Source organism: Halorussus pelagicus (genome assembly GCF_004087835.1).
In the GTDB taxonomy this organism is placed as follows: domain Archaea; phylum Halobacteriota; class Halobacteria; order Halobacteriales; family Haladaptataceae; genus Halorussus; species Halorussus pelagicus.
The window spans coordinates 319,784-346,592 of the sequence record NZ_CP035119.1 but is presented as its reverse complement, the minus strand read 5'-3'; the positions used below and the strand labels follow the sequence as shown (position 1 = coordinate 346,592).

21 protein-coding genes and 1 tRNA gene are annotated in these 26,809 nt (G+C 65.7%); 16 read left to right on the top strand and 6 right to left on the bottom strand.

Annotation, left to right across the window (positions count from 1 at the left end; translation table 11 throughout):
- The first annotated feature begins 69 nt into the window (after nt 1–69).
- On the top strand, nt 70–843 hold the full coding sequence (locus EP007_RS01765) for a CPBP family intramembrane glutamic endopeptidase (RefSeq protein WP_128476012.1): 774 nt from the start codon (nt 70–72) through the stop codon (nt 841–843).
- Between the two features lie 98 nt (nt 844–941).
- Here EP007_RS01765 and EP007_RS01760 read toward each other — a convergent pair whose 3' ends face one another.
- Nucleotides 942–1,901: a D-2-hydroxyacid dehydrogenase gene (locus tag EP007_RS01760; protein ID WP_128476011.1), complete on the bottom strand. Its 960-nt coding sequence runs from the start codon at nt 1,899–1,901 to the stop codon at nt 942–944.
- Nucleotides 1,902–2,057: 156 nt separating this feature from the next.
- Here EP007_RS01760 and EP007_RS01755 point away from each other — a divergent pair, with 156 nt between their 5' ends.
- The 7 genes from EP007_RS01755 to EP007_RS01725 all read left to right on the top strand — a co-directional run bounded on the left by EP007_RS01755 (nt 2,058) and on the right by EP007_RS01725 (nt 10,303).
- Nucleotides 2,058–2,348 (top strand): DUF7521 family protein, encoded by a 291-nt coding sequence (locus tag EP007_RS01755; protein ID WP_128476010.1) that lies wholly within the window; start codon nt 2,058–2,060, stop codon nt 2,346–2,348.
- A gap of 225 nt (nt 2,349–2,573) precedes the next feature.
- Entirely contained in the window at nt 2,574–4,421 is a 1,848-nt protein-coding gene (locus EP007_RS01750) for a BatA domain-containing protein (protein WP_208023515.1), read from the top strand.
- Complete coding sequence (locus tag EP007_RS01745; RefSeq protein ID WP_128476008.1) at nt 4,421–6,838, top strand: vWA domain-containing protein; 2,418 nt, start codon at nt 4,421–4,423, stop codon at nt 6,836–6,838. Before EP007_RS01750 ends, EP007_RS01745 begins: the two co-directional genes overlap by 1 nt.
- A complete protein-coding gene (locus EP007_RS01740) occupies nt 6,835–7,560 on the top strand; it encodes a coiled-coil domain-containing protein (protein WP_128476007.1) in 726 nt (241 codons plus the stop codon). Before EP007_RS01745 ends, EP007_RS01740 begins: the two co-directional genes overlap by 4 nt.
- Complete coding sequence (locus tag EP007_RS01735; protein WP_128476006.1) at nt 7,557–8,501, top strand: DUF7502 family protein; 945 nt, start codon at nt 7,557–7,559, stop codon at nt 8,499–8,501. The genes EP007_RS01740 and EP007_RS01735 overlap by 4 nt, the downstream gene beginning before the upstream one ends.
- Nucleotides 8,494–9,447 (top strand): AAA family ATPase, encoded by a 954-nt coding sequence (locus tag EP007_RS01730; protein ID WP_128476005.1) that lies wholly within the window; start codon nt 8,494–8,496, stop codon nt 9,445–9,447. The genes EP007_RS01735 and EP007_RS01730 overlap by 8 nt, the downstream gene beginning before the upstream one ends.
- 4 nt (nt 9,448–9,451) lie before the next feature.
- Entirely contained in the window at nt 9,452–10,303 is an 852-nt protein-coding gene (locus tag EP007_RS01725; RefSeq protein WP_128476004.1) for a DUF58 domain-containing protein, read from the top strand.
- Between the two features lie 90 nt (nt 10,304–10,393).
- Here the strand turns inward: EP007_RS01725 and EP007_RS01720 are convergent.
- From EP007_RS01720 to EP007_RS01710, 3 genes are all read right to left on the bottom strand, one after another.
- Nucleotides 10,394–10,468, bottom strand: a tRNA-Glu gene (locus tag EP007_RS01720).
- A gap of 116 nt (nt 10,469–10,584) precedes the next feature.
- Complete coding sequence (locus tag EP007_RS01715) at nt 10,585–11,271, bottom strand: NUMOD3 domain-containing DNA-binding protein (protein WP_128476003.1); 687 nt, start codon at nt 11,269–11,271, stop codon at nt 10,585–10,587.
- A 242-nt stretch (nt 11,272–11,513) separates the two neighbouring features.
- Complete coding sequence (locus EP007_RS01710; protein ID WP_128476002.1) at nt 11,514–13,493, bottom strand: 3-hydroxyacyl-CoA dehydrogenase/enoyl-CoA hydratase family protein; 1,980 nt, start codon at nt 13,491–13,493, stop codon at nt 11,514–11,516.
- 115 nt (nt 13,494–13,608) lie between these two features.
- Here EP007_RS01710 and EP007_RS01705 point away from each other — a divergent pair, with 115 nt between their 5' ends.
- The 3 genes from EP007_RS01705 to EP007_RS01695 all read left to right on the top strand — a co-directional run bounded on the left by EP007_RS01705 (nt 13,609) and on the right by EP007_RS01695 (nt 18,136).
- Complete coding sequence (locus tag EP007_RS01705; protein WP_128476001.1) at nt 13,609–14,760, top strand: acyl-CoA dehydrogenase family protein; 1,152 nt, start codon at nt 13,609–13,611, stop codon at nt 14,758–14,760.
- Between the two features lie 288 nt (nt 14,761–15,048).
- On the top strand, nt 15,049–16,389 hold the full coding sequence (locus EP007_RS01700) for a S8 family peptidase (RefSeq protein WP_243700422.1): 1,341 nt from the start codon (nt 15,049–15,051) through the stop codon (nt 16,387–16,389).
- Nucleotides 16,390–16,597: 208 nt separating this feature from the next.
- Nucleotides 16,598–18,136 carry a S8 family peptidase gene (locus EP007_RS01695; RefSeq protein WP_128476000.1) on the top strand — a complete coding sequence of 513 codons (1,539 nt, stop codon included), beginning with the start codon at nt 16,598–16,600 and terminating at the stop codon, nt 18,134–18,136.
- Nucleotides 18,137–18,193: 57 nt separating this feature from the next.
- Here the strand turns inward: EP007_RS01695 and EP007_RS01690 are convergent, their stop codons facing one another.
- A complete protein-coding gene (locus EP007_RS01690) occupies nt 18,194–18,622 on the bottom strand; it encodes a GtrA family protein (RefSeq protein ID WP_128475999.1) in 429 nt (142 codons plus the stop codon).
- A gap of 147 nt (nt 18,623–18,769) precedes the next feature.
- Between EP007_RS01690 and EP007_RS01685 the strand changes: the two genes are divergently transcribed.
- Entirely contained in the window at nt 18,770–19,456 is a 687-nt protein-coding gene (locus EP007_RS01685; protein ID WP_128475998.1) for a DNA methyltransferase, read from the top strand.
- Between the two features lie 9 nt (nt 19,457–19,465).
- Here EP007_RS01685 and EP007_RS01680 read toward each other — a convergent pair whose 3' ends face one another.
- Nucleotides 19,466–20,836 (bottom strand): NAD(P)/FAD-dependent oxidoreductase, encoded by a 1,371-nt coding sequence (locus tag EP007_RS01680; protein ID WP_128475997.1) that lies wholly within the window; start codon nt 20,834–20,836, stop codon nt 19,466–19,468.
- 334 nt (nt 20,837–21,170) lie between these two features.
- Between EP007_RS01680 and EP007_RS01675 the strand changes: the two genes are divergently transcribed.
- The 4 genes from EP007_RS01675 to EP007_RS01660 all read left to right on the top strand — a co-directional run bounded on the left by EP007_RS01675 (nt 21,171) and on the right by EP007_RS01660 (nt 26,781).
- Nucleotides 21,171–22,373 (top strand): amidohydrolase, encoded by a 1,203-nt coding sequence (locus EP007_RS01675; protein ID WP_128475996.1) that lies wholly within the window; start codon nt 21,171–21,173, stop codon nt 22,371–22,373.
- An 87-nt stretch (nt 22,374–22,460) separates the two neighbouring features.
- Entirely contained in the window at nt 22,461–23,042 is a 582-nt protein-coding gene (locus EP007_RS01670; RefSeq protein ID WP_128475995.1) for a hypothetical protein, read from the top strand.
- Between the two features lie 170 nt (nt 23,043–23,212).
- A complete protein-coding gene (locus tag EP007_RS01665; protein ID WP_166035402.1) occupies nt 23,213–25,603 on the top strand; it encodes a methyl-accepting chemotaxis protein in 2,391 nt (796 codons plus the stop codon).
- Nucleotides 25,600–26,781, top strand: a complete 1,182-nt coding sequence (locus tag EP007_RS01660) for a BMP family lipoprotein (protein WP_128475993.1) — start codon at nt 25,600–25,602, stop codon at nt 26,779–26,781. Before EP007_RS01665 ends, EP007_RS01660 begins: the two co-directional genes overlap by 4 nt.
- The last annotated feature ends 28 nt before the right edge of the window (nt 26,782–26,809 follow it).

The following is a 26,809-nucleotide window of genomic DNA, read 5'->3' as shown; positions in this document are numbered from 1 at the left end:
ACACGCCGGAAAAATCGCGTTAACGGTCTCGCCCTCTTTTGGGGTCGTCGTCGGTAGCCGTCATCACAGATGTCGATGCACGGAACGCTGTTTGCAAAAACGAAGTCGTTCGTTGGGAAAGAGACTCGGTTGCGTGCGTTCACCGTCGCTCTCGGTCTGACGGCGCTCGGGTCGATAGCGAGTTTCGTGACGTTCCTCGTTCTCAGAGGCGTCCTGTCGGAAGCGTTCGGAGACCCGCTCCCCGGATTGGTGTACAAGTTTCGGATGCGGGGCGTCCAGTGGGGGTTCACCGGCTTCGTCCTCGCGTATCTGCTCGTCACGCGCGAGTGGGAGCGGTACGTCCGGTTCCGGCGGCCGCGACTCGCCGACGGCGCGTGGGTACTGGTCGGCCTGTTCGGGTTAAACGCGATGACCGAAGTCGAGAAAGTCGTCGTGCCGCGTCTCGGTCTCTCGCTGGAGACGATTAGCGGCGCACCGCTTCAGTCGGTCCCGCTCTCGACGTGGCCACTCGCGTGGCCGCTGGTGTTCGCGGGCTTGTATCTACTCCCCGCAATGGTCGAAGAGCAGTTCTATCGCGGGCTGATTCAGACTCGACTCCGGGGGACGTTCTCGACAGTCTCGGAAATCGTGTTCGCGGCCGGGTTCTTTTCGCTCTCTCATCAACTCTACATCGTCGGTGGCGGCCCGGAGATGATGGCGACGGGCGCGGTCCACTTCTTCGCGCAGGGACTGGTCTTCTGTGTCCTCTACGAGCGGTCGGATAACCTGTTCGTCCCCGCGACGGTCCACGCGCTCAGTTGGACGAGCGCGTACGCCATTCTGACCGGATTGATAGGGCTGTAGCTCCTGACTTCGACCGCGCTCGGCTCTCCTTCCGCAGGCGTCGCCGCTCGGGTAGCGGACGCGAGCGAGAGCGAGCGACGACGCCGCGACGCGCCCGCTCAGACGACCCGATTCTCCAACTCCTCGCCGTCGTCCAACCGCCGGACGTTCTCGGCGACGATGTCGGCCAACCGCGCGTAGTAATCGGGCGTGTGGCCCGAGCAGTGGGGCGTAATCAAGCAGTTCTCGAAGTTCCAGAGCGGGTGGTTCTCGGGGAGCGGTTCCGGGTCGGTCACGTCGAGCGCCGCGCCGCGCAGGTGGTTACCCCGGAGCGCCCACACCAGCGCGTCGGTGTCCACGACCGGCCCGCGGGCGACGTTGACGAGGACGGCGTCCGGCGGCATGGTCTTTAGCTCCTCCTCGCCGACGAGTCCGCGCGTCGTCTCGGTCAGCGGGCAGGCGAGGACGAAGTAGTCCGTGCGCGCGAGGGCGTCGTGAAACTCCTCGTCTCCGAACCCGACCACGTCGTCTGTCGGGCCGCCCTTCTCGGGGGTGTAGCGCACGCCGACCGTCTCGACGCCGAAGCCTTCCAGTCGTTCGACCACGGACTGGCCGATGGCTCCCAGTCCGACGACCGTGACGGTGCTGTCTTGCAACTCGCGGGACTGGAAACTCCGCCACTCGCGGTTGCGCTGTCGTCGCCACCCCTCGTGGAGTCGCCGCGCGAAGACGAGCAGGTTCCCGACGACGTGTTCGCCGATGTTCGGCCCGTGGACGCCCGAGGCGTTCGTCACCGCCACGCCGCGGTCTTCGAGCGCGTCGAGAGGCAGGTGGCCGGTCCCGGCGTAGGCGCAGGCGAACAGTTCCATCGCCTCGGCGCGCTCCAGCAGGTCCTCGTCCAGTTCCATTCCCGCGACGACCGGCGCGTCGGCGAGTAACTCGCGCTCCTCGTGGGGCGTGCGCGCGTGGACGATTTCACGGTCGGGCAGGCGCTCGCGCAGGTCGGCGACGTACTGCGAGACGGGCGTTCCGTGGGTGCTTTTGCGCAGGACGACCACGTCAGGTGCATCTTGGGTCATTCGTGGCGTCGTTTCGTCGCCGAAGAGTAAAACCGCACCTGAAGCGGCGATTCAATGGAACGACTCGCTTCACATCTTTTTTGAACGACGCCGCCACGTTCCCACATCTCGAAAACGACGCCCCGGAACTAAGCCTGCGAGAGCGTACCCTCGCTCATGAGTAGTTCACAAGCGTTCGCCGGGTCGGCCGTGGTCGCGCTCAAGGCCCTCACGCTGGCGCTCGGCGGCACGATAACCTACTTCGCGTTCAAGGCGTACCGGCGGACGAACGCCCCCGCGCTCCGGGCGTTCGCGGTCGGGTTCGGTCTCGTGACGGCGGGGACCGTCCTCGGCGGCGTCGTCCACCAGCTCACGAGCCTCAGCATCGAGGGCGGCATCGTCATCGAGAGCGTCTTCACCGCGCTCGGGTTCGGCGTGTTGACCTACGCGCTGTACGCCCGAACGTAGCGAGTGCGGGGTCGGAGGGAGAATCGTCCGATACCGTGGATGAAAAGCTATTTACACGACCCGCGAACAGAACCACCCAACCGCCCGTTGCCCCTCCGACAGTTTCGCCGACGGGCGACCCCGAACGATGGCCCGGACTGGTACGACGACCGTCGCCCGCCCACCACCCTCCCCGCCTCGCTGGCGACTCCCGCCCGAACGCTCGCCGGAGGTGTCCGACAAGCCGTGAGTCCCCTCTGCCCGCTCTCGACGCTCCCGCTGGCGCTTCCCGGAGTCGAAACGCTCTCGTCGGTGTTCCTCCGACCGCTCGGTCTCGCGGCGCTGGCGGCCGCGGTGCCCGTCCTCGCGCTGTACCTCCTGAAACCCGACCCCGAGCGACGCTCCTTTCCCGCCGTCGAGTTCCTCGTCGGCGACCGGGAGACGAGTCGCCGCCACCCCGCGCTCCGCCGCCTCCGGCGCAACGCCGTCCTCGCGGTCCAGTTGCTCGCAATCTTCGCCCTCGCGGTCTCGCTGGCCGCGCCCTACGTCCCGGTCTCGGAGACCCGAACCGTCTCCGAGACCGTCGTCGTCGCGGATGCGAGCGCGAGCATGGCGACCCAGTCGGGCGGCACCGCGCGCTTCGACCGCGCGATTTCCGTCGCGAAGGGGGCGGCGACCGAAGAGACCTCCGTGGTCGTCGCGGGCGCTGAGACTGCCGTCGTCGCCCGGCGCGCGCCCCCCGCGGAGGCCCGTACCGCACTCGACGGACTCGCAGTTTCGGACGCGCCGGGCGACCTCCGGGCGGCCATCGACCGCGCCGCGGCGGTGGCGGGCGAGGACGCCCGCATCGTGGTCGCCAGCGACTTCGCGTCGGGCAACTGGCGGAGCGCGGTCGATTCGGCCCGCGCCAGAGGCTACGACGTGTCGCTCCGGCAGTTTGCTGGCGGCGGGTCGGCCAACGTCGGCGTCGTCGAGTACGCCTTCGCCGACGGCACCACGTCGGTCCGCGTGAAGAACTTCGGCGAGGGCGAGGCGACCCGGAAAGTCACGCTCGGCGAGGCCAGCGAGTCGCTGACGCTCGCTCCCGGCGAAGTCGCCACCGCCGACCTCCCGGTCCCGGCGGGCGGCGGCCGACTCGAACTCTCGCCGGGCGACTCGTTTGCGACCGACGACGGTCTCGTCGTCGCGGCCCCGTCCGACCCGACGATGGACGTGCTGGTCGTGACCAACGACCCGAACCGACCGCTGATTACCGCGCTGGAGGTCGTCCGCGGGACCGACGTGACCGTCAAGAATCCGCCCGCGTCGATTTCGGAGTCCTACGATCTCGTGGTCTTCAGCGCGGTTGACCCCGGCCGACTGCTCGACGGGACGACGCAGGTCGCCCGCGAGACGCTGGCCGGTGGCGGCGGCGTCGTGATTCAGGCCCAGTCGAACCTCTCGGGGGTCGGCTACGGCGACCTCTTGCCGGTCGCGCCGAACGGCACCCTCACCGACCCGGCGGTCCGTCAACCCAACGAGACCGACCTCACGGCCGACGTGACCTTCCCGACCCCGGAGACCGCGGTACGGGCCGACCTCCGGGCCGGTGAGTCGCTGCTCGCCACGGAGAACGGGACGCCACTGCTGGCCTCGGCCCGCTTCGACGCCGGAAACGTGTTCTACTACGGCTACCCCGCCGGTGACGCCTCGTTCGCGCACAACTACCGGTATCCGGTGTTCTGGAAGCGCGTCGTCTACGACCTGACGGGCCGCCGCTCGCTGTCGGCGATGAACCCGGAGACCGGCACCACGCTGTCGCTCGGCGGCAACGCGACCGTCGAGACGCCCGGCGGAACGCGCCAGACGAGCGCGCTCGCGTTCCGCGAGACCGGGTTCTACGAGGTCGGGGGCGACCGCTACGGCGCGTCGCTGGCCAGCGCGAGCGAGTCGAACGTCTCCGCGCCGAGCGTCGGCGACGCGGGCGCGAGCGCCGGTGACACCGACACCGAGACGACGACCGTTCCCCTGAAACTCACGCCGGTCGTCGCGGGCGTCGCGGCCCTGCTCGTCGTGCTGGAACTGGCCCTCCTGCGCTATCGAGGTGACCTCTGATGAGTCCGATTTCGCCTCTGTTGGTGGTCACGCGCCTGCTATCGACCACTATTCCCGGCGTCGGCGTCGCGGTCGAGTTCGCCCGGCCGCTCGTCTTCGCGGCCGTGCCCCTCGCCGCAATCGCTCTCTGGGTTCTCGTCCGGCGGGGAAGTGGCGACGACGCCGCGCGCTCGTCCGACCGGAGCGCGAGTCGGCGCGCTCGACTCGCGCTGTACGCCACCCGACTGCTCGTCGTGACCTGTCTCGTCGTCGCGGCCGCGGGACCGACGACGGTCACGACGGCGACGACGGCGGGCGACCCGACCGTCACGATGCTGGTGGACGACTCGGCCAGCATGCGACTCCACGAACCGGTCGCCGACGACCTCGAAACCGGAATCGAAGCGGAGGGCGTCGCCGTCGAGCGCGTCACGGTCGCGTCGGACAACCGCTCGCGCGTCGGCGACGGCCTCACCGCCAACCTCCGGCCGAACGCGAGTCTGCTGGTGGTCTCGGACGGGCAGGTCACGCGGGGCGCGTCGCTGGCCGGAGCCACCGACCTCGCGCGCTCGGTGAACGCGACGATAAACCGAGTCCGCCTGACGACCGACCGCTCGGATTCGCGCGTCGTCGTCACCGGCCCGCGGAAGGCCAGCGTCGGCGTCGAGAATCGCTTCGGCGTCCGGGTCGCGGGCGTCGAGGGCGTGCCAACTGGGCGTCCGATTTCGGTCGCCATCGACGGCGAGGAGGTCGTCTCCCGCGAGGTCCCCGACGACGGGGCGTTCACCGTCGAACGCAACTTCTCGGAGACCGGCCCGCACCGCGTCACGGCGCGACTCGGCGGCGAGGACGCCTACGCGAGCGACGACACCTACCGCAAGACCGTGCAGGTCGTCGAGCAACCTCGCGTCCTCTACGTGAGTCGCGGCGACTACGCCTTCGAGGGGTACCTCCGGGAACTGTACGACGTGACCCGCGCGGAGTCGGTCCCCGACGACCTGCGTGACTACTACGCGGTCGTCGTCCACGACGTGGCCGCGCCGGACCTCGGGAACGTGAGCGCGCTCCAGAGCCACGTCATCGACGGCGGCGGTCTCCTCGCGGTCGGTGGCGACAACGCCTACGAGAAAGGCGAGTACGGCGATTCGCGCCTCTCGTCGCTCCTGCCGGTCGAGGTCGGCGGTTCGACCGGCCGGACATCCCGCGTCGCGCTCGCGGTGGACGTGTCGGGAAGCGCCTCCGAGGGGATGAAGATTCAGAAGGCGCTCGCGCTCGACGTTCTCTCGCAACTCGGCGACCGCAACGAGGTCGGCGTCGTCGCGTTCGACGGGAGTCCCTACCGGGTCGCCGACCTCTCGTCGCTCGACAGCGACCGCGAGAGCCTGCAGCGCAAGATTCGAAGCCTCCGGAGCGGCGGGACGACCGACATCGCGTCGGGACTGCTCGGCGCATCGAAACTCCTCGGCGACGAGGGCGGCACGGTCATCCTCCTGAGCGACGGCCGCGACGACGCGAATCCCTCGTTCGCGGCGGCCGAGCGACTCGCCAACCGGAACGTCCGCGTCGTCAGCGTCGGCGTCGGCACCGTTAACGAGCGCGTTCTCGGCGGCATCGCCGAGCGCACCGGCGGGTCGTTCCTGCTGGCGAACGAGACCAATCGGCTCCGCGTCGAGTTCGGCGGCGCGAACCGACGCTACAGCGGCGACCACGCGGTCGTCGTGGACGACGGCCACTTCGTCACCCGCGGGGTGAACCCGACCGCGAGTCTGCCCGGCGTCAACGAGGTGAGCGTCAAGCCCGGCGGCGACCTGCTGGTGGCGACCGGCGAGGGCGCGCCCGCGCTCTCGACGTGGCGGTTCGGTCTCGGCCGGGTCGGTGCGGTCACGGCCTACGGCCCGGACGGCGGTCTCGGTGGTCTCCGGACGGAACCCGACTCGCTGTTGCTCTCGCGGACCGTCAACTGGGCCATCGGCGACCCCCAGCGGAAGGCCACCGGCGTCGTCGCCGCGCCCGACACCCGCGTCGGTGAGTCCACGACGGTCGTCTACGCTGGCGAGGGGCCGCCGAACCCCTCCGAGAGCGCCGCCCTGTCGTTCTCGGAGGTCGCGCCCGGCCGGTATGAGGCAACTTCGACCCCGACCGACCTCGGCTACGAGTCGGCGCTCGGGAGCGCCTACGCGGTCAACTACCCGGCGGAGTACGCCGCGCTCGGCGTCTCCTCGGAGCTAAAACGGGCGGTCGAACGAACCGACGGCCGGGCGTTCGACGCGAACAACCCCTCGGCAATCGCCGACGCCATCGAGCGACAGGCGACCCGCGAGCGAGAGGTCCGGCGGTCGTGGGACTGGGTGGTCCTGCTCGCGGGCCTACTGGTTCTGGTCGGCGAAATCTGCGCTCGGCGACTCCGCCGACGCCGCGGTAACGGAGTGATTCCATGAGCTACATCGGCGATACCATCAACGTCGCGCTCGCGCTGCTCGTCTGTCTCTCGGCGTTCGGACTCGCCGCAACGACCGTCGTCCATCAAGAGTCGGTCGGCGATCTCCGGACCGAGAACCAGAAGCTGACCGACCGAAACGACGAGTTGTCCGCGCAGGTCGAGCGCAAGCAGGCGCGCGTCAACGAGTTGAATAAGTCGCTCCAGAGCCTCAACGAGTCGCTCGAAACCCGACTCTCGGACATCGAGGACGTGTCCAAGCAGTTGCGCGCGACCGAGGAGCGACTCAACGACACCCAGCGGGAACTGAACTCGACGGAGAACAACCTCGAACGCACTCGAACCCGCCTGTCCGACGTGAAAGACGAGCGCGACAGACTGCGACGCCAGTTCGAGACCGCCGAGGAGCGGACCGACCGACTCAACGAGACGGTCGAAAACCTCCAGTCAACCGCCGACGCCCGCAACGAGACGCTCGAACGCGTCAACGACACCGTCAGACGCCAACAGCGCCTCCTCGACCGGAAAAACGAGACGATTCAAGACCTCCGCGAGGAGATAGCCCGCTTACAAGAGCGCATCGATGAGTTGGAGTCCCAGTCGAACGACTACCGGCGGCCCGACCGACTCTGGCGGAGTCGGTCGGGCGGCGGGGTCGCGGGCGCCGCGGCGTCCGCGACCCCACGAGGTTCTGACGGACGCGCTCCGGAGGTGCGAGGATGAGCGACGAGTCCGAGGCGCCGACGGCCGACGCCGCGGCGGACAACGCAACTCCCGCGAACGACGCCGCGGAGGACTCTTCCGACGCGAGCGACCGCGACGACATCGAGGCGGCGCTCGCCGAGATTCGCCGGGAATGCCGGAAGGTGGCGTTCGTCTACGCCAGTCTCGACGCGGTCTGCGTCCTGCTGGTGGTCCGGTTCGCGGCGACCCTCGTCGGTATTCCCGCGCTCGAAATCGAGGTCGGGACCTCGGCGTTCGACTCGCTCGGCGCGCCAGCGCCGAGCGTCGGTAGCGTAATCGCCCTCCTCGTCGGAGTCGTCGCGTTCGCCGCGGAGTTTCGCCTTCGGACGCGACGGCCCGCCGCCGAGCAGTTCGAGGCGGCCAACCCCGAGGTCAGCGAGGCGCTCCGGACCGCGCGCGACGCCGCGCGCGACGACCGCTCGAACCCGATGGTCCAGTCGCTCTACGGCGACGTACTCGACCGACTCCGGGACACCTCCAGCGTCAACCTCCTGAACGCGACCCGCCTCGCGGCCACGTTCGTCCTCGCACTCGCGGTGAGTCTGGCGACGGTCCAGACCGCCGTTATCGGGGTCGAAATCGGCGTTGCCGGACCCTCCGGACCGGGCGACTCCGCGCCCGGCGACTCGGACGGCGACGCGCTCTCCACGGAGTCGGCGGCCCTGCAGGACGGCGAGGAGGTGCTGGGCGACCCGACCGACGTGTCCGCTGGCTCGGAGAACCTCTCGGCCGCGGTGGACGCGAGTCCCGGCGGCGAGGGCGACCGCGACTGGAACTACGAGGGCGATTCGAGCGACAGCGGCGACGACTCCGCCGTGGACCCCCAGCGCGCCGGGTTCACCTCGCCCGAGCGCGTTGAGGACGCGGCGCTCGTCCAACGATACGCACACGAACTCGAAGGAAACACTACGGATGACTGACCGAAACCAAGCCATCGACGACGTGACGAACCGCATTCAGGCGATACGCTCGGAGGTCCAGCGGCGCATCGTCGGCCAAGAGCAGGTCGTAGACCAAGTGCTGGCCTGCCTGCTCTGTGACGGCAACGCGCTGTTGGAGAGTACACCCGGTCTCGGCAAGACGCTGCTCGTCAGGACGCTCGCGGAGGTCACGGGTCTCTCCTTTTCGCGCATCCAGAACACTCCCGACCTGATGCCTTCGGACGTTATCGGGACCGAGATGGTTCGGGAGACCGAGACCGGCCGCACCTTCACCTTCGAGAAGGGACCGGTGTTCGCCAACCTCGTCCTCTCCGATGAGATAAACCGGGCGACGCCGAAGACCCAATCGGCCCTGCTCGAAGCGATGGAGGAGGGACAGGTGACGGCGGGCAACGAGACCTACGACCTGCCGGAACCGTTCTTCGTCCTCGCCACGCAGAACCCCATCGACCAAGAGGGGACCTACCCTCTGCCCGAGGCCCAGTCCGACCGCTTCCTCATGAAGATTCTCGTGGACTACCCCTCCGCGGCGGCCGAGCGCGAAATCGTGGACCGCTACACGGGCGACGTGGACGCGTCGGTCTCCGTCGAGTCGAAGGTCTCGACCCGCGAACTCCGGAAGATGCAACAACTCACCCATCAGGTCCCCATCGCCGACGACCTCCGTGACCTCGCGGTGGACCTCGTGCGCGACACCCGGACTGCCGAGGACTTGGAGTACGGGGCGAGTCCCCGCGCCAGCATGTCGCTGGTCCGCGCGGCGAAGGCCCGCGCGCTCGTGGAGGGGCGCACCCACGTCGGGCGTGAGGACATCACGGCGATGGCCGTGCCGGTCCTTCGCCACCGCGTCGTCGTGGACTTTCGGGCCGAGCGCGAGGGACTGACGCCCGACGACGCGATACGCGCGCTAGTCGAGGACCGCTGAGACGATGATCACGACCGACTTTCTGGACGAACTCGACCGCTTCGACGCCGCCGACGACCGAGACGCCCGCTCCCAACAGCAAGGCGACCGCACCGCGGAGGCGGTCGGCGAGGGCCTGACCTTCGCGGACTACCGCCGGTACTCACCGGGCGACGAACCTCGATTCATCGACTGGAACCTCTACGCCCGGACCGACGAACTCTACGTCAAGCAGTTTGAGGCCGAGCGTAACTTCACGGTCCACGTCCTCGTGGATTCGAGCGCGTCGATGGACTTCGGCGACCCCGACAAGTTCGAGACCGCCGCGAAAATCGGGTTGGGGTTCGCCTACCTCACCGCCCGCGAACACAACGAGTTCCGGTTCGCGGTCTTCGACGAGACCGCCCGCAGACTCGACCGCGGCCGGTCGAACCGCGGGGAAGTTCTCGAACTGGTCGAGGAGTGCAACGCGGTCGAACCGAACGGCGAGGCAGACTTCGAGGCGGCGCTCGCCGACTACGCCGCGACTATCGACTCGAAGGCACTGGTCGTCGTCTGTAGCGACTTTCTCGCCGAACTGGACGCCATCGACGCCGGACTGGAGGCACTGGCCTCGAACCAACTCCTCCTCGCTCACGTCGCCGCGCCGGAAGAACAAACGCTCCCGACCGGCGGCGACACCATCTTCGAGGCCTTGGAGTCCGACCAGTCGCTCCGAGCCTACGTGAGCAATCGGCTAGCAGCGTCGTATCGGGACCGATTCGACGACCACCGAGAGGGCGTCGAAGGCGTCGCCCGCGACCTCGCGGCGCGCTATGAGTTCGTAGATACAGGCAGACCCTTCTTCGAGTCGTTCGGCGACGTGTGGTTCGAGTGAGTCGAGGTAAGAAGGTTGAATCTGCGGAGTCGAATATCGACACCGAATTGAGGAATCGTAGCCGTAATGGTTTATTTCACGTCAAAATTATGCTCCGTCTGGGATTTGAACCCAGGTCACAGGCTCGAAAGGCCCGAATGATTGGCCGGGCTACACCAACGGAGCGTTTATCTTCTTCCGGGTCCGCTCCCGGACGCATTTTGACGAATGGCCCGGATATTTATAAACCTCACTAAATCCATCTCGCCGTGGCGTGATTTGCCACGGATTAAATAGGTGAATTACACTTTGGCGTCGAAAAGTAGTTCTATCGGCGCGTCGAACTCGATTTTTCGGTGGTCCGCCTTGCCGTGACAGCGGTTGCAAAGAAGGACTAAGTTCTCTTCGTCGTGAGCGTCCTCGATTTCGAGATGTTCCGCGTTCCGGAATATTCTCACGGGAACGACGTGATGGACCTCTAACCGCCTCTCGGACCCATCGTGGCCACAGTGTTGGCAGACTTCGTCGCGCTCGCGGATGGTCTCTCGTGCAACGGACCATCCCGACCCGTATCGCCTGCTGTAGCCACCCCGCCAGTTCGGATTGTCCTCTCCGGCCGTCGATTTACTCATCTTCTGTCGAGTCTCTTTCGACCGAGTAATTCCTTCGAGCGAGTCGGCGATTTGTTCACGAACGTCGTCGGGTATCTCGTTCCCTTCGCGTGCCTCCGACATCCGTTGCCGGGTCTCCTCGGAGAACGACCGACCTTCTAGCGATTCGGAAATTTTTCGCTTTTCTTCTTTGGTCCGTTCTCGGCCGTACATCGGGTGGTTCTCGCCGCGCATCTCTCGGGTCGGAATGTCGAACTTTTTCATGTACTTGCGAATCGTCGAGGGCGAGACGCCGCACTTGTCCGCGATTTCTTTCTGCGTAAGTCCCTCGTCCCAGTATTTCGCTTCGAGCCAGTGTTCTTTTTGATAGAGCTTCATCTATCGTCTTTCTAGACTATCGAGACTATAAACTTCCTCGATTCGGTGACGAAACGATACCGAGGAGAGCGTACTGTCCGAACGACGCCGATGGCTCTCGAAAAGTGAGTTGCAAATAAACGGGGTTGGTCGAAACTCCGGTTCGTCGCCGGTCAGTTCGCTCCGCTTACTTTCCTTCGAACTCTGGCTCACTTCCGTCAGAGGCAAGCTCTGACGACGGTCGCCTCACTTCGACGGCTCGTTCACTCGCCTTTGAAGTTCGGCTCCCCGTCGCCCATGAACGCCGTGATGCCTTCCATTAGGTCGTCGGTGTTCATGAGGTGGCCGAACGCCTGCGATTCGACTTCCAGACCCGCATCCGTATCATCGCGGCCCGCGAGCATCGCGCGCTTGGTGTACTTTTGGGCGATTGGCGGTCCGGCCGCGAGGTCGGCGGCGAGTTCGTGGGCGCGGTCCTCGAACTCGGCCACTTCGACAACTTCGTTGACGAAGCCGTAGTCGGCCATCGTCTCGGTTTCGAAGCGGTCGGCGGTGAAGATGATTTCCTTGGCGCGGCCCTCGCCGACGATGTGCTTGAGTCGCTGGGTGCCGCCCCAGCCGGGGAGGAGACCGAGGTCGTGTTCGGGCTGGCCCATCTCGGAACGGTCGGTGGCGATGCGCATATCGGCGCAGGTGGCCATCTCCATCCCGCCGCCGAGACAGTAGCCGTCGATGGCCGCCAGCACGGGCATCGGGCAGGCTTCGAGTTTCCCGAAGGTCTGTTGGCCCTTCTTCGAGAGTTCGACCGCCTGAATCGGGTCGCCGCCGCCCGCGGCCATGCTCTGTACGTCCGCGCCCGCCGAGAAGGCCTTGTCGCCCTCGCCAACGAGCAAGAGTGCGCGCACGTCGTCGTCCGTTTCCAGCGCTTCGACCGCGTCGCCGAGGTCGTCCAGTAGTTCCTCGCTGACCGTGTTCATGCGGTGGGGGCGGTCGAGGACGATCTTGCCAACCATGTCGCCGGGCTTCTCGACGCGGATGGTGTCGTAGTCGTATTCGCCTTCGTCGCTGTCGTCTTCCTCGCCGCCGTAGAAGCCGCCGCTCTCGGCGGCCTCGCGGAGGTAGTCAGCGGGTTCGTAGCGCGCCTCGCCGGTCTCGTCGTGGAGGTCGTCGAGGGTGTCCAGCAGGATGTCGAGTCCAGCGTCGTCGGCCATCTTCGCGGGACCCTCGGGGAAGCCAGCGCCGAGCATCACGGCGTCGTCGATGGCGTCGGGGTCGGCCACGTCGTTGCCGACCAGCTTGGCGACTTCGTTGGCCATTACGGCTTGCAGGCGGTGGACGGCCGTCTCGCTTCCGGCGTCGGTCGGGATGTCCGCGCCGCCGTTCTCGTAGTCGTAGAAGCCCTCGCCGGTCTTCTTGCCGAGCTTCTCGGCCTCGACTTTCTCCACGAGGAGCGGGCACGCTTCGTAGGTCTCGCCCAGCACCTCGTTCATGTATTCGAGGACGTGGTAGCCCACGTCGATGCCGACTTGATCGGCGAGTTCGAAGCTCCCCATCGGGAGACCCATGTCGAACTTGGTCGAGCTATCGACCTCGGCGACGGTGTAGTCGCCGGACTCGACCATCCACGCCGCCTCGTTCATTAGCGGGACGAGGACGCGATTGACGATGAAACCGGGGCTGTCCTTGCGGACGCGGACGGGCGTCTTGCCCATCTCCTCGGCGAGGTCTTCGGTCAGGTCCAGCACCTCGTCGTCGGTGTGTTCGCCCGAGATGACTTCGACCAACTGCATCCGGACCGGCGGGTTGAAAAAGTGCATCCCGCAGAACCGCTCGGGGCGCTCGGTGACCTCCGAGAGTTCCGTAATCGAGAGGCTGGAGGTGTTCGTGGCGAAGACGGCGTCGTCGGACGCGTACTCTTCCAGCTCGCCGTACACGTCTTTCTTGATTTCCATCTTCTCGGGGACCGCCTCGACGACGAAGTCGGCGTCCTCGACGGCCGCCTCGAAGTCAACGACCGGCGTCACGCGGTCGAGGGCGGCCTCGGCCTCCTCGTCGGTGAGTCGGTCTTTCTCGGCCAGTTTGTCGAGGCTCCACTCGATTTGGTCGTAGCCGTTCTGGACGAACTCCTCTTTGATGTCGCGCAGGTTGACCTCGAACCCTGCGAGGGCGGCGACTTCGGCGATGCCGTGGCCCATGTTGCCTGCTCCGAGAACCGTGATGGTGTTGATATCGTCTACTTCCATGTTCGTATAGTCGGTTGCCGGGCGTTTGAACGTTTCCCTCTTGTGGGTTAGAAACTCTCGACGAGTTTACTGTCGGTTACGAAGTAATTTACGGGAGGGTGTGTAATCTGGAAGCATGGACTTCGCACTCTCCGACGAGCAGAAACAGATTCGTGAAGAAGTTCGGCGCTTCGCCGAGAACGAAGTCGCTCCGGTCGCCAAGGAGTACGACGTAGAGGAGAAGTACCCCCACGAGGTCATGGACAAGGCCGCCGAGATGGGGATGCTTGGCTCCATTATCCCGATGGAGTACGGCGGCGCGGGCTACAACAACCTCGAATCGGCAATCATCACCGAGGAACTGTTCGCCGTGGACCCCGGCATCGGTCTCTGCATCACCTCGGCGTCGTTCGGTGCCCACGCCGTCATGGAGTACGGCACCGAAGACCAGAAGGAGCGCTTCCTGTCGCCCATCGCGGAGGGTGACGCCATCATGGGCGCGGCCATCTCGGAACCCGACACGGGGTCGGACGTGTCCAGCGTCTCCACCAGCGCCGAGAAGGACGGCGACGAGTGGATACTCAACGGGAACAAGATGTGGATCACCAACGGGTCGGTCGGCGACTACTACGTCGTCCTCTGTCAGACCGACCCCGACGCCGACGGCCGATACAACGGCTTTTCCCAGATCGTCGTCGAGGCCGACCGCGACGGTTTCGAGTCCGAGAAGATTACGGGCAAACTGGGTATCCGCTCGTCCGACACCGCGGAACTCATCCTGAACGACGTGCGCGTGCCCGAGGAGAACCTCGTCGGCACCCGCGGGATGGGCTTCCTCCAGCAGATGCAGTTCTTTGACGAGACCCGGACCGCCGTCGCCGCCCAAGGCGTCGGTATCGCCAAGGGTGCTTCCGAGGCCGCGCTCAACTACGCCGAAGAGCGCGAGCAGTTCGGCCGCGAAATCGGCGAGTTCCAAGCGATTCAGCACAAACTCTCGGAGATGCATACCGAGACCGAGGCCGCGCGCAACCTGACCTACAAGGCCGCGTGGAGCGTTGATCAGGGCGAGGACATCACGAAACTCGCCAGCATGGCCAAGGAGTTCGCCTCCCGCGTGGCCGTTGACGTGGCCAACGAGGCCGTCCAGATTCACGGCGGCGCTGGCTTCGTCAACGACTTCCCGGTCGAGCGGTTCTACCGCGACGCGAAAATCACCCAAATCTACGAGGGGACCACGGAGATTCAGAAAAACATCATCGCCCGCGAACTGCTCGGCAAGGGCTACTGAGCGACCGGAGATAGAGCCGGATTTTCGCCTGCGGCAACTTTCCCGGTTCGCGGTGTCACATCCCAAGCGAGCGGCGTCCGGACCGGTCACAAGTCGTTGTAACCGAGTTCCACTCTTCATATCGCTCGGTTCCTGAACGTACGGTCAACGGACCGTATCGAGCAGATATTTTCGAACGCTACGCTATCGAGGCTATCTCACTTAAAATATAATATCTCCAACCATCTTTTTGCTTTTATCATAGATAAAACCGAACTATTTAATAAAGAATATCTCTGGTTCATAGACATGCGGAACGAAACCAATCGACGTACGTTTCTGAAAGGAGCGGGCGCGGCGCTCGGCGGACTCGCACTGCCGACGGCGGTCTCGGCGGAGTCCGCGGACAAGCGATACCTCGTGGACCTCAAATCGGCGTCCGACGGCGTTCTCGACGACGTGGATGTCGTCCACGACCTGAGCCAGATCGACCTCGCAGTGGTTGAGGCCGAGAAGGGACAGGTCGAAGGCGAATCGTTCTCGAAGGACGTAGAGATGGAGTTCGACTTCGCGGAGACCGAGGACAACGGGAACGGCGACGAACCCGGCCCGCACAAGCTCTCGCAGCTCCAGTGGGACAAACAGGACCAAGGCGTCTCGGGTCTCCACGGGAGGACCCGCGGCGAGGGGACTCGCGTGGCGGTCCTCGACTCGGGGGCGATTCCGAACCACCCGGACCTGAGCGGTCCGCTCAACACGGACCTCTCGAAGAACTTCACGGGCGACGGGGGCGACTTCACGCCGTGGTACAACGACCACGGCACCCACGTCGCGGGCATCATCGCGGGCGACGACCAGAACGACGAGGGCGTCGTCGGCACCGCACCGGGGACCGAACTCGTCGCGCTCCGGGTGTTCACGGGACCGTTCTCGTTCTTCGGCGACATCATCGCGGCGATGACCTACGCGGGCGATATCGAGGCCGACGTGGCCAACATGAGTCTCGGCGCGTACCCGCTACCCGACAACAAGGAGAACCGGCTTCTGAAGGAGTCCATCGAGCGCGCGACCGACTACGCCGCCTCGCAGGGCACGCTGATGGTGTCGGCCGCGGGCAACGACGGGAAGAACCTCGACGAGGACGGCGACGTTCTCAATCTGCCGAGCGCGGCGGACAACGTGATGAGCGTCAGCGCGACGGGTCCCGTCGGCTACCGGTGGGACGACAAGGGCAACGGCAAGTTCATTCGGAACTACCACGCGGCGTTCAACAAACTCGACGAAGAGCCGACCGACCCCGCCCCGTACACAAACTACGGGAGTGAGTCTATCGACATCAGCGCGCAGGGTGGAAACTCCGTCCAGAACCCGCCGTCGGACGCCAACTGGCAGTACGACATGGTGCTGAGTACGGTCTTCGAGTGGGGCGACAACGACGAGATGGTGCCCGAATACGGCTGGAAGGCGGGCACGAGCATGGCGGCCCCGCAGGTCTCGGCGGCCGCTGCGCTCGTCAAGAGCGCCAACCCCGACGCGACGCCGAGCGAAATCCGCGAGCATCTCGAAGCGACCGCGCGCGACGTGGGTCCGGCCAAGTACCACGGCTCGGGCTACCTCGACATCGAGGCCGCGCTGAACGAGTCGATTTAGACCGCTCGGGCAACCGCAGCCCAGTCACTCTATTTTGGTTCTCCGACGCGGCGCGCGCTTCCGGAGCTGTTCGCTGACCGGTTCGAGAATCGCCGAGGTTCAAGCTTTCGTTTCTATCTCTCAGAGAAACTAAAACTGAGTTCATAAAAAGGTGCGTTTTAGTATTTTAAATCATAATTTTTAAGTCAAAGAAATAGGTGTTTAAATTATGGGAAATAAAACCAATCGACGTTCGTTTCTGAAAGGAGCAGGCGCGGCGCTCGGCGGACTCGCGTTCACCACCACGACGGTCTCGGCGAAATCAGCCGAAGAGCGGTACATCGTGGACCTGCGCGACGCCAACGAGAGTGACTTAGAGGGACTCACGGTGGTCCACGACCTGAGCCAGATCGACATCGCCGTCGTTGAGGGCGATAAGAAGGCCCTCAGCGGGATGCGCCACTCCAAGGACGTGGAGATGCGGTTCGAAGTGGACAAAGAGTACGACGAAGACGAGGACGAGGAGTACGACGCGTACGACGATGATGGGGACGAGGAAGATGAGGACGATGATGAAGACGCCTCCGGAACCCCGTCTCGGTACGAACTCCAGTGGGACAAACACTCCCAAGAGATTGGCGAGGTCTTCGAAGAGACCACGGGACGGGGAACCCGCGTGGCGGTCCTCGACTCGGGGGCGATTCCGAACCACCCGGACCTGAGCGGCCCGCTCAACACGGACCTCTCGAAGAACTTCACGGGCGACGGGGGCGACTTCACGCCGTGGTACAACGACCACGGCACCCACGTCGCGGGTATCATCGCCGCCGACGGTTCGAACACCGACGGCGTCGTCGGCACCGCACCGGGGACCGAACTCGTCGCGCTCCGGGTGTTCACGGGACCGTTCTCGTTCTTCGGCGACATCATCGCGGCGATGACCTACGCGGGCGATATCGAGGCCGATGTGGCCAACATGAGTCTCGGCGCGTACCCGCTGCCCGACAACGAGGAGAACCAAACGCTGCGAGACTCCATCGAGCGCGCGACGGACCACGCCGCCTCGAAAGGCACGCTGATGGTGTCGGCCGCGGGCAACGACGGGACGAACCTCGACGAGGACGGCGACGTGCTCAGTCTCCCCAACGAGGCCGACAACGTGATGAGCGTGAGCGGGACCGGACCTATCGGGTTCCGGTGGGACGACGCTGCGTCGAGCGAGGACGACGAACACGAACACGACGACGACGAACACGACGACGAACACGAACACGACGACGAACACGAACACGACGACGACGAGGTGGAAGAGCCACTCGACGAGTTGCGGAAACCAACAACGACGCCCGCGTCGTACACGAACTACGGGCGCGAGGCCATCGACATCAGCGCGCCCGGCGGAAACTCCGTCCAGAACCCGCCGTCGGACGCCAACTGGCAGTACGACATGGTTCTAAGTACCACCGTTACGTGGGACGACGACGACAACATGATCGCCGACTACGGTTGGAAGGCGGGCACGAGCATGGCGGCCCCGCAGGTCAGCGCGGCCGCCGCGCTCGTCAAGAGCGTTAATCCCGATGCGACGCCGGGTCAAATCCGCCGCCACCTCGAAGCGACCGCGGAGGATGTGGAGCAACCGACGTACAGCGGCGAGGGACACCTTGACCTCGAAGAAGCGGTCGAGGAGGACATAGAGTACGAGGACGACGAGGACGACGAGGAAGAGTACGAGGACGACGAGGAAGAGTACGAGGACGACGACTGACCTCGCGGGACCGCCGACGGTCCGAGCACCCCCGCTCGCGGCGTTCGGCGACGCTTTTCACGCGATTTGCCACGTCCAGCGCGAGTCCAGATAGTACCGATAGAGACCGCTGATGAAGATGGCGAACCCGTTAGCGAGCAGGTAGACCAGTCCAGCCCAGTTGACGAACGCCCAGAGGAGCGCGAGCTGAATCGGAATCGCGCTCCCGCGGACGACGTTCGTCCGGAGCAACCCGACCAGATAGTCCGACCGGTCGCTGTAACTCGCGTGCTGGAACGTCCACGCGTTGTTCGCCACGAACTGGAGGATGATGGTCAGTTCGATGGCGATAGTGGCCGCGACCAGATAGTTCAGTCCGCCCAACTCCACGAGTAGCCACAGCACCGCGCTCTGCACGAGGGCCGCGCTCGCCCCGACGACGACGAACCGATAGAGTCGGACGACGGTCGGGTGGTTCGTTACGCTACGGTATCCAGAGTCGCCCACGACAGTATAAAGGGTCCCCGAGCGAGTAGTAGGTTTTGCATTGCGTTGGCCGAGGGCGTTCGGTACGGACGCAACGGGGTTCCGATGGCGCGGGTCGCGGGGTCTCGGACCCGAGAAGCTATCTGGCGGCCGACAGTACCTCGGTCCATGCAGACGTTCGTGACCCTCCCGTACGAGCAGGAGACCGAGATTCCGCCCGAGTACGACGACGTGCGAACGCCCGAGACGTACGTCCGACACTTCCTACGCGAGTTCTCCGAGGCGGGCGACGTTGTCTTCGACCCGTTCGCCGGGTTCGGCACGACCCTCACCATCGCCGAGGAGTTGGGTCGGGTGCCCTACGGCGTCGAGTACGAGGCCGACCGAGCCGAATTCGTCCGCGAGCGACTTGACCGCGGCGAGAACGTCGTCCGGGGAAACGCGCTCGAACTCGACCCCGACGACTTCCCGGCGTTCGACTGCTGTCTCACTTCTCCGCCGTACATGGAGCGGACGATGGGTGTCAACCCCTTCCGCAACTACGCCGAGGACAGCAAGAGTGACTACCAGACGTATCTCGCAGACGTGACCGACCTGTTCGCTCGACTGCGCGGCCTTGCGGCCCCGAACGCGCACGTCCTCGTGGACGTGTCGAACATGAAGTACGAGGGCGCGGTGACGACGCTGGCGTGGGATGTGGCCGACGCCGTCTCGGAGTCGTTTTGCTTCGAGGGGGAGGTCGTCGTCGGATGGAACGGAGACGAACTGGACGAGCGAGACGGCGGAACCTACGGCTACGGCTACGACCACAGCTACTGTCTGGTGTTCCGTACCGACGGGAGCGAAAGCAGCTGAGACGCCGTCTTAGACGGTGTACTCGTCCTCGCGGAACTGGACGTACTTGCCGTTTCGGAACTTGCGCTTGGTCGTCTTGTACTTCGTGACGATTTTCGCGCCCGTGAATCCCGTCGAGAGTTTGTACTTCAACAGGCCGCCCTCGCCTTCGTCGGCCAGAACGTCACTCGCCGCCGAGAGCACGCTGTTCCAGTCGTCGGGACCGTAGTCGGCCACGATGTCCGCGAAGGTGACGTTCCGGGTTATCTCCTCGCCAATGGCGTCCTTCCAGCGGTCGTTGTAGCTCCCCAGTCGGCCTTTTCCGGCGAGTTCTCCGGCGATTTGCCCGGTTCGGGCCGCGACGTGATAGCCGCCCTCGTGGAACGCCGAGGTGGTGCCCATCGCGCCGCCCGCGACGGCAATGTTCGCCGCGGTCGGCGACTCGATGGGTCGCGTCGAGGAGATGGGGTAGGTCTCGGTCCCCTTGCTCTTGCCGCGGTCGGTCACCAGCGGGAAGTCCGCGAGGTCGTACTCGTCGCCGAACTGGCGCTCCAGCAGGCGCTCGATGTACTCGGCGGGCCGCGGGATGGTCTCGTCGTCCTCGCGGAGCAGGTCATACTGCTCGGGGTTGTCCACGTCGTCGAGGTTCATCCCGATGGGCATCGTCAGGCCGACGCGCGCGACCGTGCCGTCGTTCGGGAAAATCCACGGATAGGCGGTCTCGCCGGGCATGATGCCCCACCAGAACTTGAGCGAACTCGGTTCGAACAGTTCCTCGGGGAACTCACGATACTCCTGATACGCGATGTGGTTGGCCTCGTTGGGAGCCAGCACGTCCGAGATGGGTCGGTCAGCGGGCGAGAACCGGTCGAGCGCCCGCATCGTGACCTGTCGCTGGGGACCGTCGGCCAGCACGAGATAGTCGGTCTCGATTTCCTCGCCGTCCGAGAGTTGCACGGTGTGAGTCGGGTCGCCGGTTAGGTCGGTCGTCACGTCGGTCACGCCGACGCCGACGCGGAACTGTGCGCCCGCTCGTTCGGCCCGCTCGCGGAACCAGTCGTCCATCCGCGCGCGGTTGAAGGTGAACCCGAACCCGTCGTACGACGACTCGATGCCCGTGCTCTCCATGACGCAGGCCTCGTTCGGCCCGAAGAACTCGGTCCGGTCCAACTCACGGAGGATGACGTGGTCGGGTATCTCCTCGAACGGAATATCCAGAATGTCCACCCAGTAGTCGAGCATTCCGGCGGCGTCGGTCGAGTCCGGTCCCAACTCCTCGCGGTCGGCGCGCGGTACGCCCTTCTCGACGAGGAGCGCGTCGGCACCCTGCTCGGCGGCCGCACGCGCGGCGGAGGTCCCGGCGGGACCGCCGCCGACGATAGCAACGTCCACTCGCTTCATACGGTTACGGTTTCCCGCTGGGTATTAAATGGTTGACCTTCCGATTCCGTGACGGCAGGGCGTGGATTATCGCGGCATGTTGGAATAACTACAACTCTTCCCGCGGCCCGAAACCCCGAATCGGCCGAATCGAGGCCGAATATCGCGCTTTGAACTCAATCCGGATAGTCGTCATGTCCGAGCGTGAGTTAGTATAGTAAGCCCAGAGGTCGGCGGTGACGGTCGAATCCGACCGGCGCGGAACGCCACCCTCGTCGTCGTCCGGCCGGTCGGGACCGAACTCAAAGCCTTTCGAACCGAAATACTCATACGCCCGCTTTCGAACTTTCGTGATATGCGAGCAATCGTCAATGGTACGATTCACACGGTGTCCGAGCGCGGCACTATCGACGGCGGCACGGTACTCCTCGAAGACGGCGAAATCGCGGCGGTCGGCCCGGACGAGGAGGTCGAACTCCCGGACGACGCCGAGGTGTTCGACGCGGCGGGCCAACACGTCACGCCGGGGCTGGTGGACGCCCACAGCCACGCCGGGATGGCCGAGTGGGGCGAACCTGAGGACGGCGACTTCAACGAGGTTTCGGACCCCGTGACGCCCCACGTCAACGCGCTCGACGGCTTCCACCCGCGCGACGACGAACTGAAACACGCCTTTCAGGGCGGCGTGACCACAGTCTCGGCCCGGATGGGGAGCGCGAACGTCGTCGGCGGCATCATCTGCTCGATGAAGACCTACGGCGACGTGGCCGACCGGATGTTCATCCGCGAGGACGGAATGAAGGCCGCTTTCGGCGAGAACCCCAAGCGGTTCCACGGCGACGAGAAGGACCGCCAGCCCTCCACGCGGCCCGGCGTCGCGGCGACGCTCCGACAGGCGCTGATGGAGGCCGAAGACTATCTGGAGAACCGCGAACTCGCCCGCGAGAACGACCAGCAGTTCGAGCGCGACCTCGGGATGGAGAATCTGGGCCGCGTCGTGGAGGGCGAACTCCCCCTGCGCGTCCACGCCCACCGCGCCGACGACATCGCCACGGTGTTCCGAATCGCCGACGAGTTCGGCATCGAGAAACTGTCCATCGAGCACGCGACGGAGGGCCACGTCCTCGCCGAGGAGTTCGTCGAGCGCGACGTTCCGGCGGTGGTCGGACCGACCATCTCGTCGGCCAGCAAGTACGAACTCCGGAACATCACCTTCGAGACGCCGGGCATCCTCCACGAGGCGGGCGTGAAAGTCGCCATCCAGACCGACGCGCCGATTCTCCCGCAGGAGCATCTGGACGTGTGCGTCGGTCTCGCGGTGCGCGAGGGCCTGCCCGAAGACGTTGCGCTCCGGACCGTCACGCGGAATCCGGCGGAGATTCTGGGCATCGAGGACCGCGTGGGAACGCTCCGAGCGGGCACCGACGCCGACCTCGTGGTCTGGGACGGCCCGATGTTCGACCTCGATTCGGACGCCCGACAGGTGTTCGTGGAGGGCGAGCGCATCTACGACAGCGAACGCGACGACGTGGACCCGCGCGAGGAGTACGCGTGGTGAGGTAGAGCGCGCATTTTGCGGACGTTGGGTGCGACCGCGCCGACGAACAGTATTTCGTGCCTTCGGTCCGTACGTGCGGGAACACGCATGCGTCACAGAACGCGGACCGCGGTCTGTCGGGTGGTCGAGCGCGCCATCAGGTACGGCATCGTCGCCGTCTTCGGCGAGGGGGTCCGCCAGCGGAATCCGGGAGCGGTCGTCAACGCGGTCTTCGCGTTCGCGGCGACGTACCTCCCGAACGCCATCGAGCGCGGATGGGACGTGGATTTTCGCCCGTGGCAACGCGTTTACGCCGGGGTCGCCATGCTTGCCCACGCCGTCGGGATGCTCGGGCCGTACGACGAGACGTGGTGGTGGGACCATCTCACGCACACGCTCTCGGCGACGCTTCTGGGCGGCGTCGTCCACGCCGCCGCGCGCCGCCGCGACCGCGACCCCGAACCGCGCGTCCTCGCGGCCATCGTCCTCGCCGGTCTCGTCTGGGAACTGCTGGAGTACGCCATCCACATGGTCAGTCGTCGCCTCGGCGTCGAACCGATTCTCGTCCACTACAGCACCGCGGAAACGGTGCTTGACCTCGTCTTCAACGTGGTCGGCGCGCTCCTCGTAATGGCGTTCGGCGACCGCCTGCTCGGGAATTTTACGTCCCGACCTGAAACGCGGTCGTGAGCGGAACCGTCGGACAGAGTCGGTCCGACCGCCCGTTTCTCTGAGAAAAGCGTAATCGAAACTCTCCCGAATTTATATTTTTACCCTATTGGGATTGAGAGATATATATTCGAGTATCAAATATGATTTTGGGCGGAGTTATTAAGGTAGGCACGGGTTCTCTGAGGAATATGTCTAGAGAATCGTCTGGCTCGTCAGCGGACCCGCCGAGGGGACTCCTCTCGCGGTTGGGGAATCGTCTCCCGACGGGCGCGATACCGAACGTCCTCAGGCGGACGTTCGCCGCGAAGTTCTTCGGCGTCGTTCTCATCGTGATGCTCGTGACGAGTAGCGTCGGCGCGTACAGCTACGTCTCCACGCAGGATGCGCTGGAGAACGACGTGAAAAACCGCGTCAGTTCGACGGCCGACCTGCAAGCGAACGGTCTCGGCGAGTGGGTCCGGAGCAAGCGGACGCTCACCCGGACGCTTTCGCAGGCCCAAGCGTTCCGTACCTACAACCAGCGCGGGGTGGGCTACTACCTCGACGCCCAAGAGTCAACGCTCCCTGACGACGTTCGAGCAGTCCACTTCGTCAACACCACTTCGTGGAGCGTCGAGGTCAGTTCGAACGAGGACGCCGCGGGCACGAACCTCCGGGAGAGCGGCGTGCCGTGGGCGAACGAGGACCGCTCGGCGGACCTCCGGCGACCGAGCGACGTGTTCGTCTCGAACCGGCCCTACGACGCGGCGGGAAACGAGGGCCGCGTGGTCGCGTTCGTCAGTCCCGTCCCGGACAAGGCCGAGCGCGCGGTCGTCCTGACAGCGAATATCTCCGCGCAGGTCAACGGGCTTCACCAGCCGGTCAAGGACGGCGAGACGGTCGTCTACAACCTCGACGGCGAGGAGGTGTTCGGCACGAGCGACGCCCAGTTGACGGGCGCGCTCTCCGGTGACGCCGTCGTCGGGTCCGAGAGCGCCGAGGACGGACTCGTGACCACTCCGGAGTTCGTGGCGAACCACAAGTCGGTCTCGGGTGCGAACTGGGTCGTCGTCTCCTACGCGCCGAAATCGAGCGCGTTTGCGATGCGCGACCGAGTCGGAACGAGTCTGTTGACGACGATTCTGGCCGCGCTCCTCGCGCTCGGGTTGGTCTCGGTCGTCTTCGAGCGCCGGACCACCGCGACGCTCAAGGAACTCACCTCGAAGGCCGAGGAGATAGAGGGCGGCGACCTTGACACCGAACTCCGGAGCGGCCGCATCGACGAACTCGGCCAACTCTACGAGGCGTTCGCCAGCATGCGCGACTCGCTGGCCGAGAAGATTCGGGCGGCCGAGTCCGCGCGCGAAGAGGCCCGAGAGGCCCAGTCGGTCGCCGAACGCGAGCGGACGGAGGCCCAAGAGGCCAAGGAACGCGCCGAAACGATCAACTCTCACCTCGAACGGCGGGCCGACAGCTACGGCGAAGTCATGCAGGACGCCGCCGACGGCGATCTCTCGCGGCGGATGGACACCGACGCCGAGAGCGAGGCGATGGCGCGCATCGCCGCGGCGTACAACCGCATGATGGACGACCTGACCGATACGATGCTGGAGGTCCGGTCGTTCAGTCGGGCGGTCGCGGGCGAGAGCGGACAGGCGACCGACAGCCTCACAGAAGTCGAGCGCGCCAGTCAGGAAGTCAGCGAGTCCGTCCAAGAGATTTCTGACGGCGCGGTCGAGCAGAACCGCGACCTCCAGCGGGCCAGCGAGGAGATGAGCGACCTCTCGGCAACCGTCGAGGAGGTCGCTTCCTCGACGGAAACGGTCGCCCAGCGCGTCGAGAAAGCCACCGAGGAGGGCCAAGAGGGCCAGCAGGCCGCCGAGGATGCGATAGACGAACTCGCCGACATCGAGTCCCGGACCGAGCGGACGGCCGAATCGGTTGAGCGCCTCCACGAGGAGGTGACGGACATCGAGGAAGTCGTCGGCTTCGTGACCGACATCGCCGAGCAGACCCACGTCCTCGCGCTCAACGCCTCCATCGAGGCGGCCCGCGCGGGCGAGGCCGGGCAGGGATTCGCGGTCGTCGCCGAGGAGGTCAAGAACCTCGCCGAGCAGACCCAAGAGGCGACCGACGAGATTCGGAACTCCATCGACCGGGTCCGCGACCGGACCGAGACCACCGTCGAGGAGATGGACGAGACCCGGACCAGCGTCTCCCACGGGACCGAGACCGTCGAGGCGGCCCTCGACGCGCTCGAAGGTCTCGTCGAGGACGTGTCCGAGACCAACGAGAGCATCCACGAGATTAGCCGAGCGACCGAGCGTCAGGCCGAGTCGGTCCAAGAGGTCGTCACGACCGTCGAAGACGTGTCGAGCGTGAGCGAGGAGACGACGGCGCAGGCCGAGACCGTCTCGGCGGCGGCCCAGCAACAGACCGCCTCGCTGAACGAGGTTTCGGGGAGCGTCGAGGACCTCGCGGACCGCGCCGAGAGTCTGAGCGACCTGCTCGAACAGTTCGAGTTCGGCGACGACGAGCGAAACGACTTCGAGTTCGCGGGCGACACCGAGACGACCGACGGGCGGGTGAGTCCGGAATGAGCGGTGACGGGACCCGACCGTCGTCGGTCTCGCGGCGGCGACTCCTCGGCGGCGCGGCCAGCGCGCTCGGAACGGCGACGCTCGCTGGCTGTTTCGGCGGCGACGACTCGGACTCCGCGGCGGGCGACGCCGACCCGACGACCGGCACAGCGACCGAGACGACCCGGCGAACGACGACCGAGCGCCCGCAGAACACCGACGCCCGCGTCGGGATGGTCTACGCGCTCGGCGGTCTCGGCGACAACTCGTTCAACGACATGGCTCACGCGGGAGCGAAGAAGGCCCGCGACCGGTTCGGAATCAACTTCGAGAACGCCGAACCATCCTCCGCCGAGGAGATTCCGACGCTCCAGCGGGAGTTCGCGGCGGCGCAGTCCCCGGAGACCGACCTCGTCTGTGGCATCGGGTTCGCGCAGGCGAGCGGCATCGCCTCGAATGCGATGGCGTTCCCCGACCAGCAGTTCCTGCTCGTGGACGGAACCGCCACGGACGAGAGCGGGGCGCTCCTGCCGAACGTGGCCAGTTACGTCTTCGAGGAGCATCAGGGGTCGTTTCAGGTCGGCCACCTCGCGGGACTCGTGACCCAGCGGGAGTTCAGCGCCGGGACCGGAGCGACGACCGACGACCTCGCGGTCGGGTTCGTCGGCGGCGTAGACGTGCCCCTCATCCGGAAGTTCGAGGCCGGATTCCGGGCGGGCGTGGCCCGCGCCAGCGAGGCCATCGAGGTCAGGTCGGCCTACGCCGACTCGTTCGCGGACCCTGACGCGGGCGAGCGACTGGCTGGCGAGATGTATGCCGACGGCGTCGATATCGTCTACCACGCCGCGGGCGGGACCGGAATCGGGGTGTTCCGCGCGGCCCAAGACGCCGGGCGGTTCGCCATCGGGGTGGACAACGACCAGTCGCTCAGCGTCCCCGAGTACAGCGACGTAATTTTGGCCAGTATGGTCAAGCACGTCGATAAGGCCGTCTTCCGGTCGATAGCCAGCCTCGTGGACCGGAAGTTCCGGTTCCGCGTCGGGACGGTCAACGCGCTCGGCCTACTGGAAGGCGGGGTCCGAGCGACCTACGGGACCGACATCGGCCCGGCGATTCCCGACGACGTGACCGCGCAACTGGACGCCTCGCGGCGCGCCGTCATCAAGAACGAAATCGAGGTCCCCTCGACGCTCTCGTGAGGCGTCGGGGGCGCTCGGGAGTTCGTCG

Excerpts from the sequence above, each read along its gene's own strand:
- EP007_RS01765 (WP_128476012.1), top strand. The coding sequence starts at position 70 with ATGTCGATGCACGGAACGCTGTTTGCAAAAACGAAGTCGTTCGTTGGG.
- EP007_RS01760 (WP_128476011.1), bottom strand. The coding sequence starts at position 1,901 with ATGACCCAAGATGCACCTGACGTGGTCGTCCTGCGCAAAAGCACCCAC.
- EP007_RS01755 (WP_128476010.1), top strand. The coding sequence starts at position 2,058 with ATGAGTAGTTCACAAGCGTTCGCCGGGTCGGCCGTGGTCGCGCTCAAG.
- EP007_RS01745 (WP_128476008.1), top strand. The coding sequence starts at position 4,421 with ATGAGTCCGATTTCGCCTCTGTTGGTGGTCACGCGCCTGCTATCGACC.
- EP007_RS01740 (WP_128476007.1), top strand. The coding sequence starts at position 6,835 with ATGAGCTACATCGGCGATACCATCAACGTCGCGCTCGCGCTGCTCGTC.
- EP007_RS01735 (WP_128476006.1), top strand. The coding sequence starts at position 7,557 with ATGAGCGACGAGTCCGAGGCGCCGACGGCCGACGCCGCGGCGGACAAC.
- EP007_RS01730 (WP_128476005.1), top strand. The coding sequence starts at position 8,494 with ATGACTGACCGAAACCAAGCCATCGACGACGTGACGAACCGCATTCAG.
- EP007_RS01725 (WP_128476004.1), top strand. The coding sequence starts at position 9,452 with ATGATCACGACCGACTTTCTGGACGAACTCGACCGCTTCGACGCCGCC.
- EP007_RS01715 (WP_128476003.1), bottom strand. The coding sequence starts at position 11,271 with ATGAAGCTCTATCAAAAAGAACACTGGCTCGAAGCGAAATACTGGGAC.
- EP007_RS01710 (WP_128476002.1), bottom strand. The coding sequence starts at position 13,493 with ATGGAAGTAGACGATATCAACACCATCACGGTTCTCGGAGCAGGCAAC.
- EP007_RS01705 (WP_128476001.1), top strand. The coding sequence starts at position 13,609 with ATGGACTTCGCACTCTCCGACGAGCAGAAACAGATTCGTGAAGAAGTT.
- EP007_RS01700 (WP_243700422.1), top strand. The coding sequence starts at position 15,049 with ATGCGGAACGAAACCAATCGACGTACGTTTCTGAAAGGAGCGGGCGCG.
- EP007_RS01695 (WP_128476000.1), top strand. The coding sequence starts at position 16,598 with ATGGGAAATAAAACCAATCGACGTTCGTTTCTGAAAGGAGCAGGCGCG.
- EP007_RS01685 (WP_128475998.1), top strand. The coding sequence starts at position 18,770 with ATGCAGACGTTCGTGACCCTCCCGTACGAGCAGGAGACCGAGATTCCG.
- EP007_RS01680 (WP_128475997.1), bottom strand. The coding sequence starts at position 20,836 with ATGAAGCGAGTGGACGTTGCTATCGTCGGCGGCGGTCCCGCCGGGACC.
- EP007_RS01675 (WP_128475996.1), top strand. The coding sequence starts at position 21,171 with ATGCGAGCAATCGTCAATGGTACGATTCACACGGTGTCCGAGCGCGGC.
- EP007_RS01670 (WP_128475995.1), top strand. The coding sequence starts at position 22,461 with ATGCGTCACAGAACGCGGACCGCGGTCTGTCGGGTGGTCGAGCGCGCC.
- EP007_RS01665 (WP_166035402.1), top strand. The coding sequence starts at position 23,213 with ATGTCTAGAGAATCGTCTGGCTCGTCAGCGGACCCGCCGAGGGGACTC.
- EP007_RS01660 (WP_128475993.1), top strand. The coding sequence starts at position 25,600 with ATGAGCGGTGACGGGACCCGACCGTCGTCGGTCTCGCGGCGGCGACTC.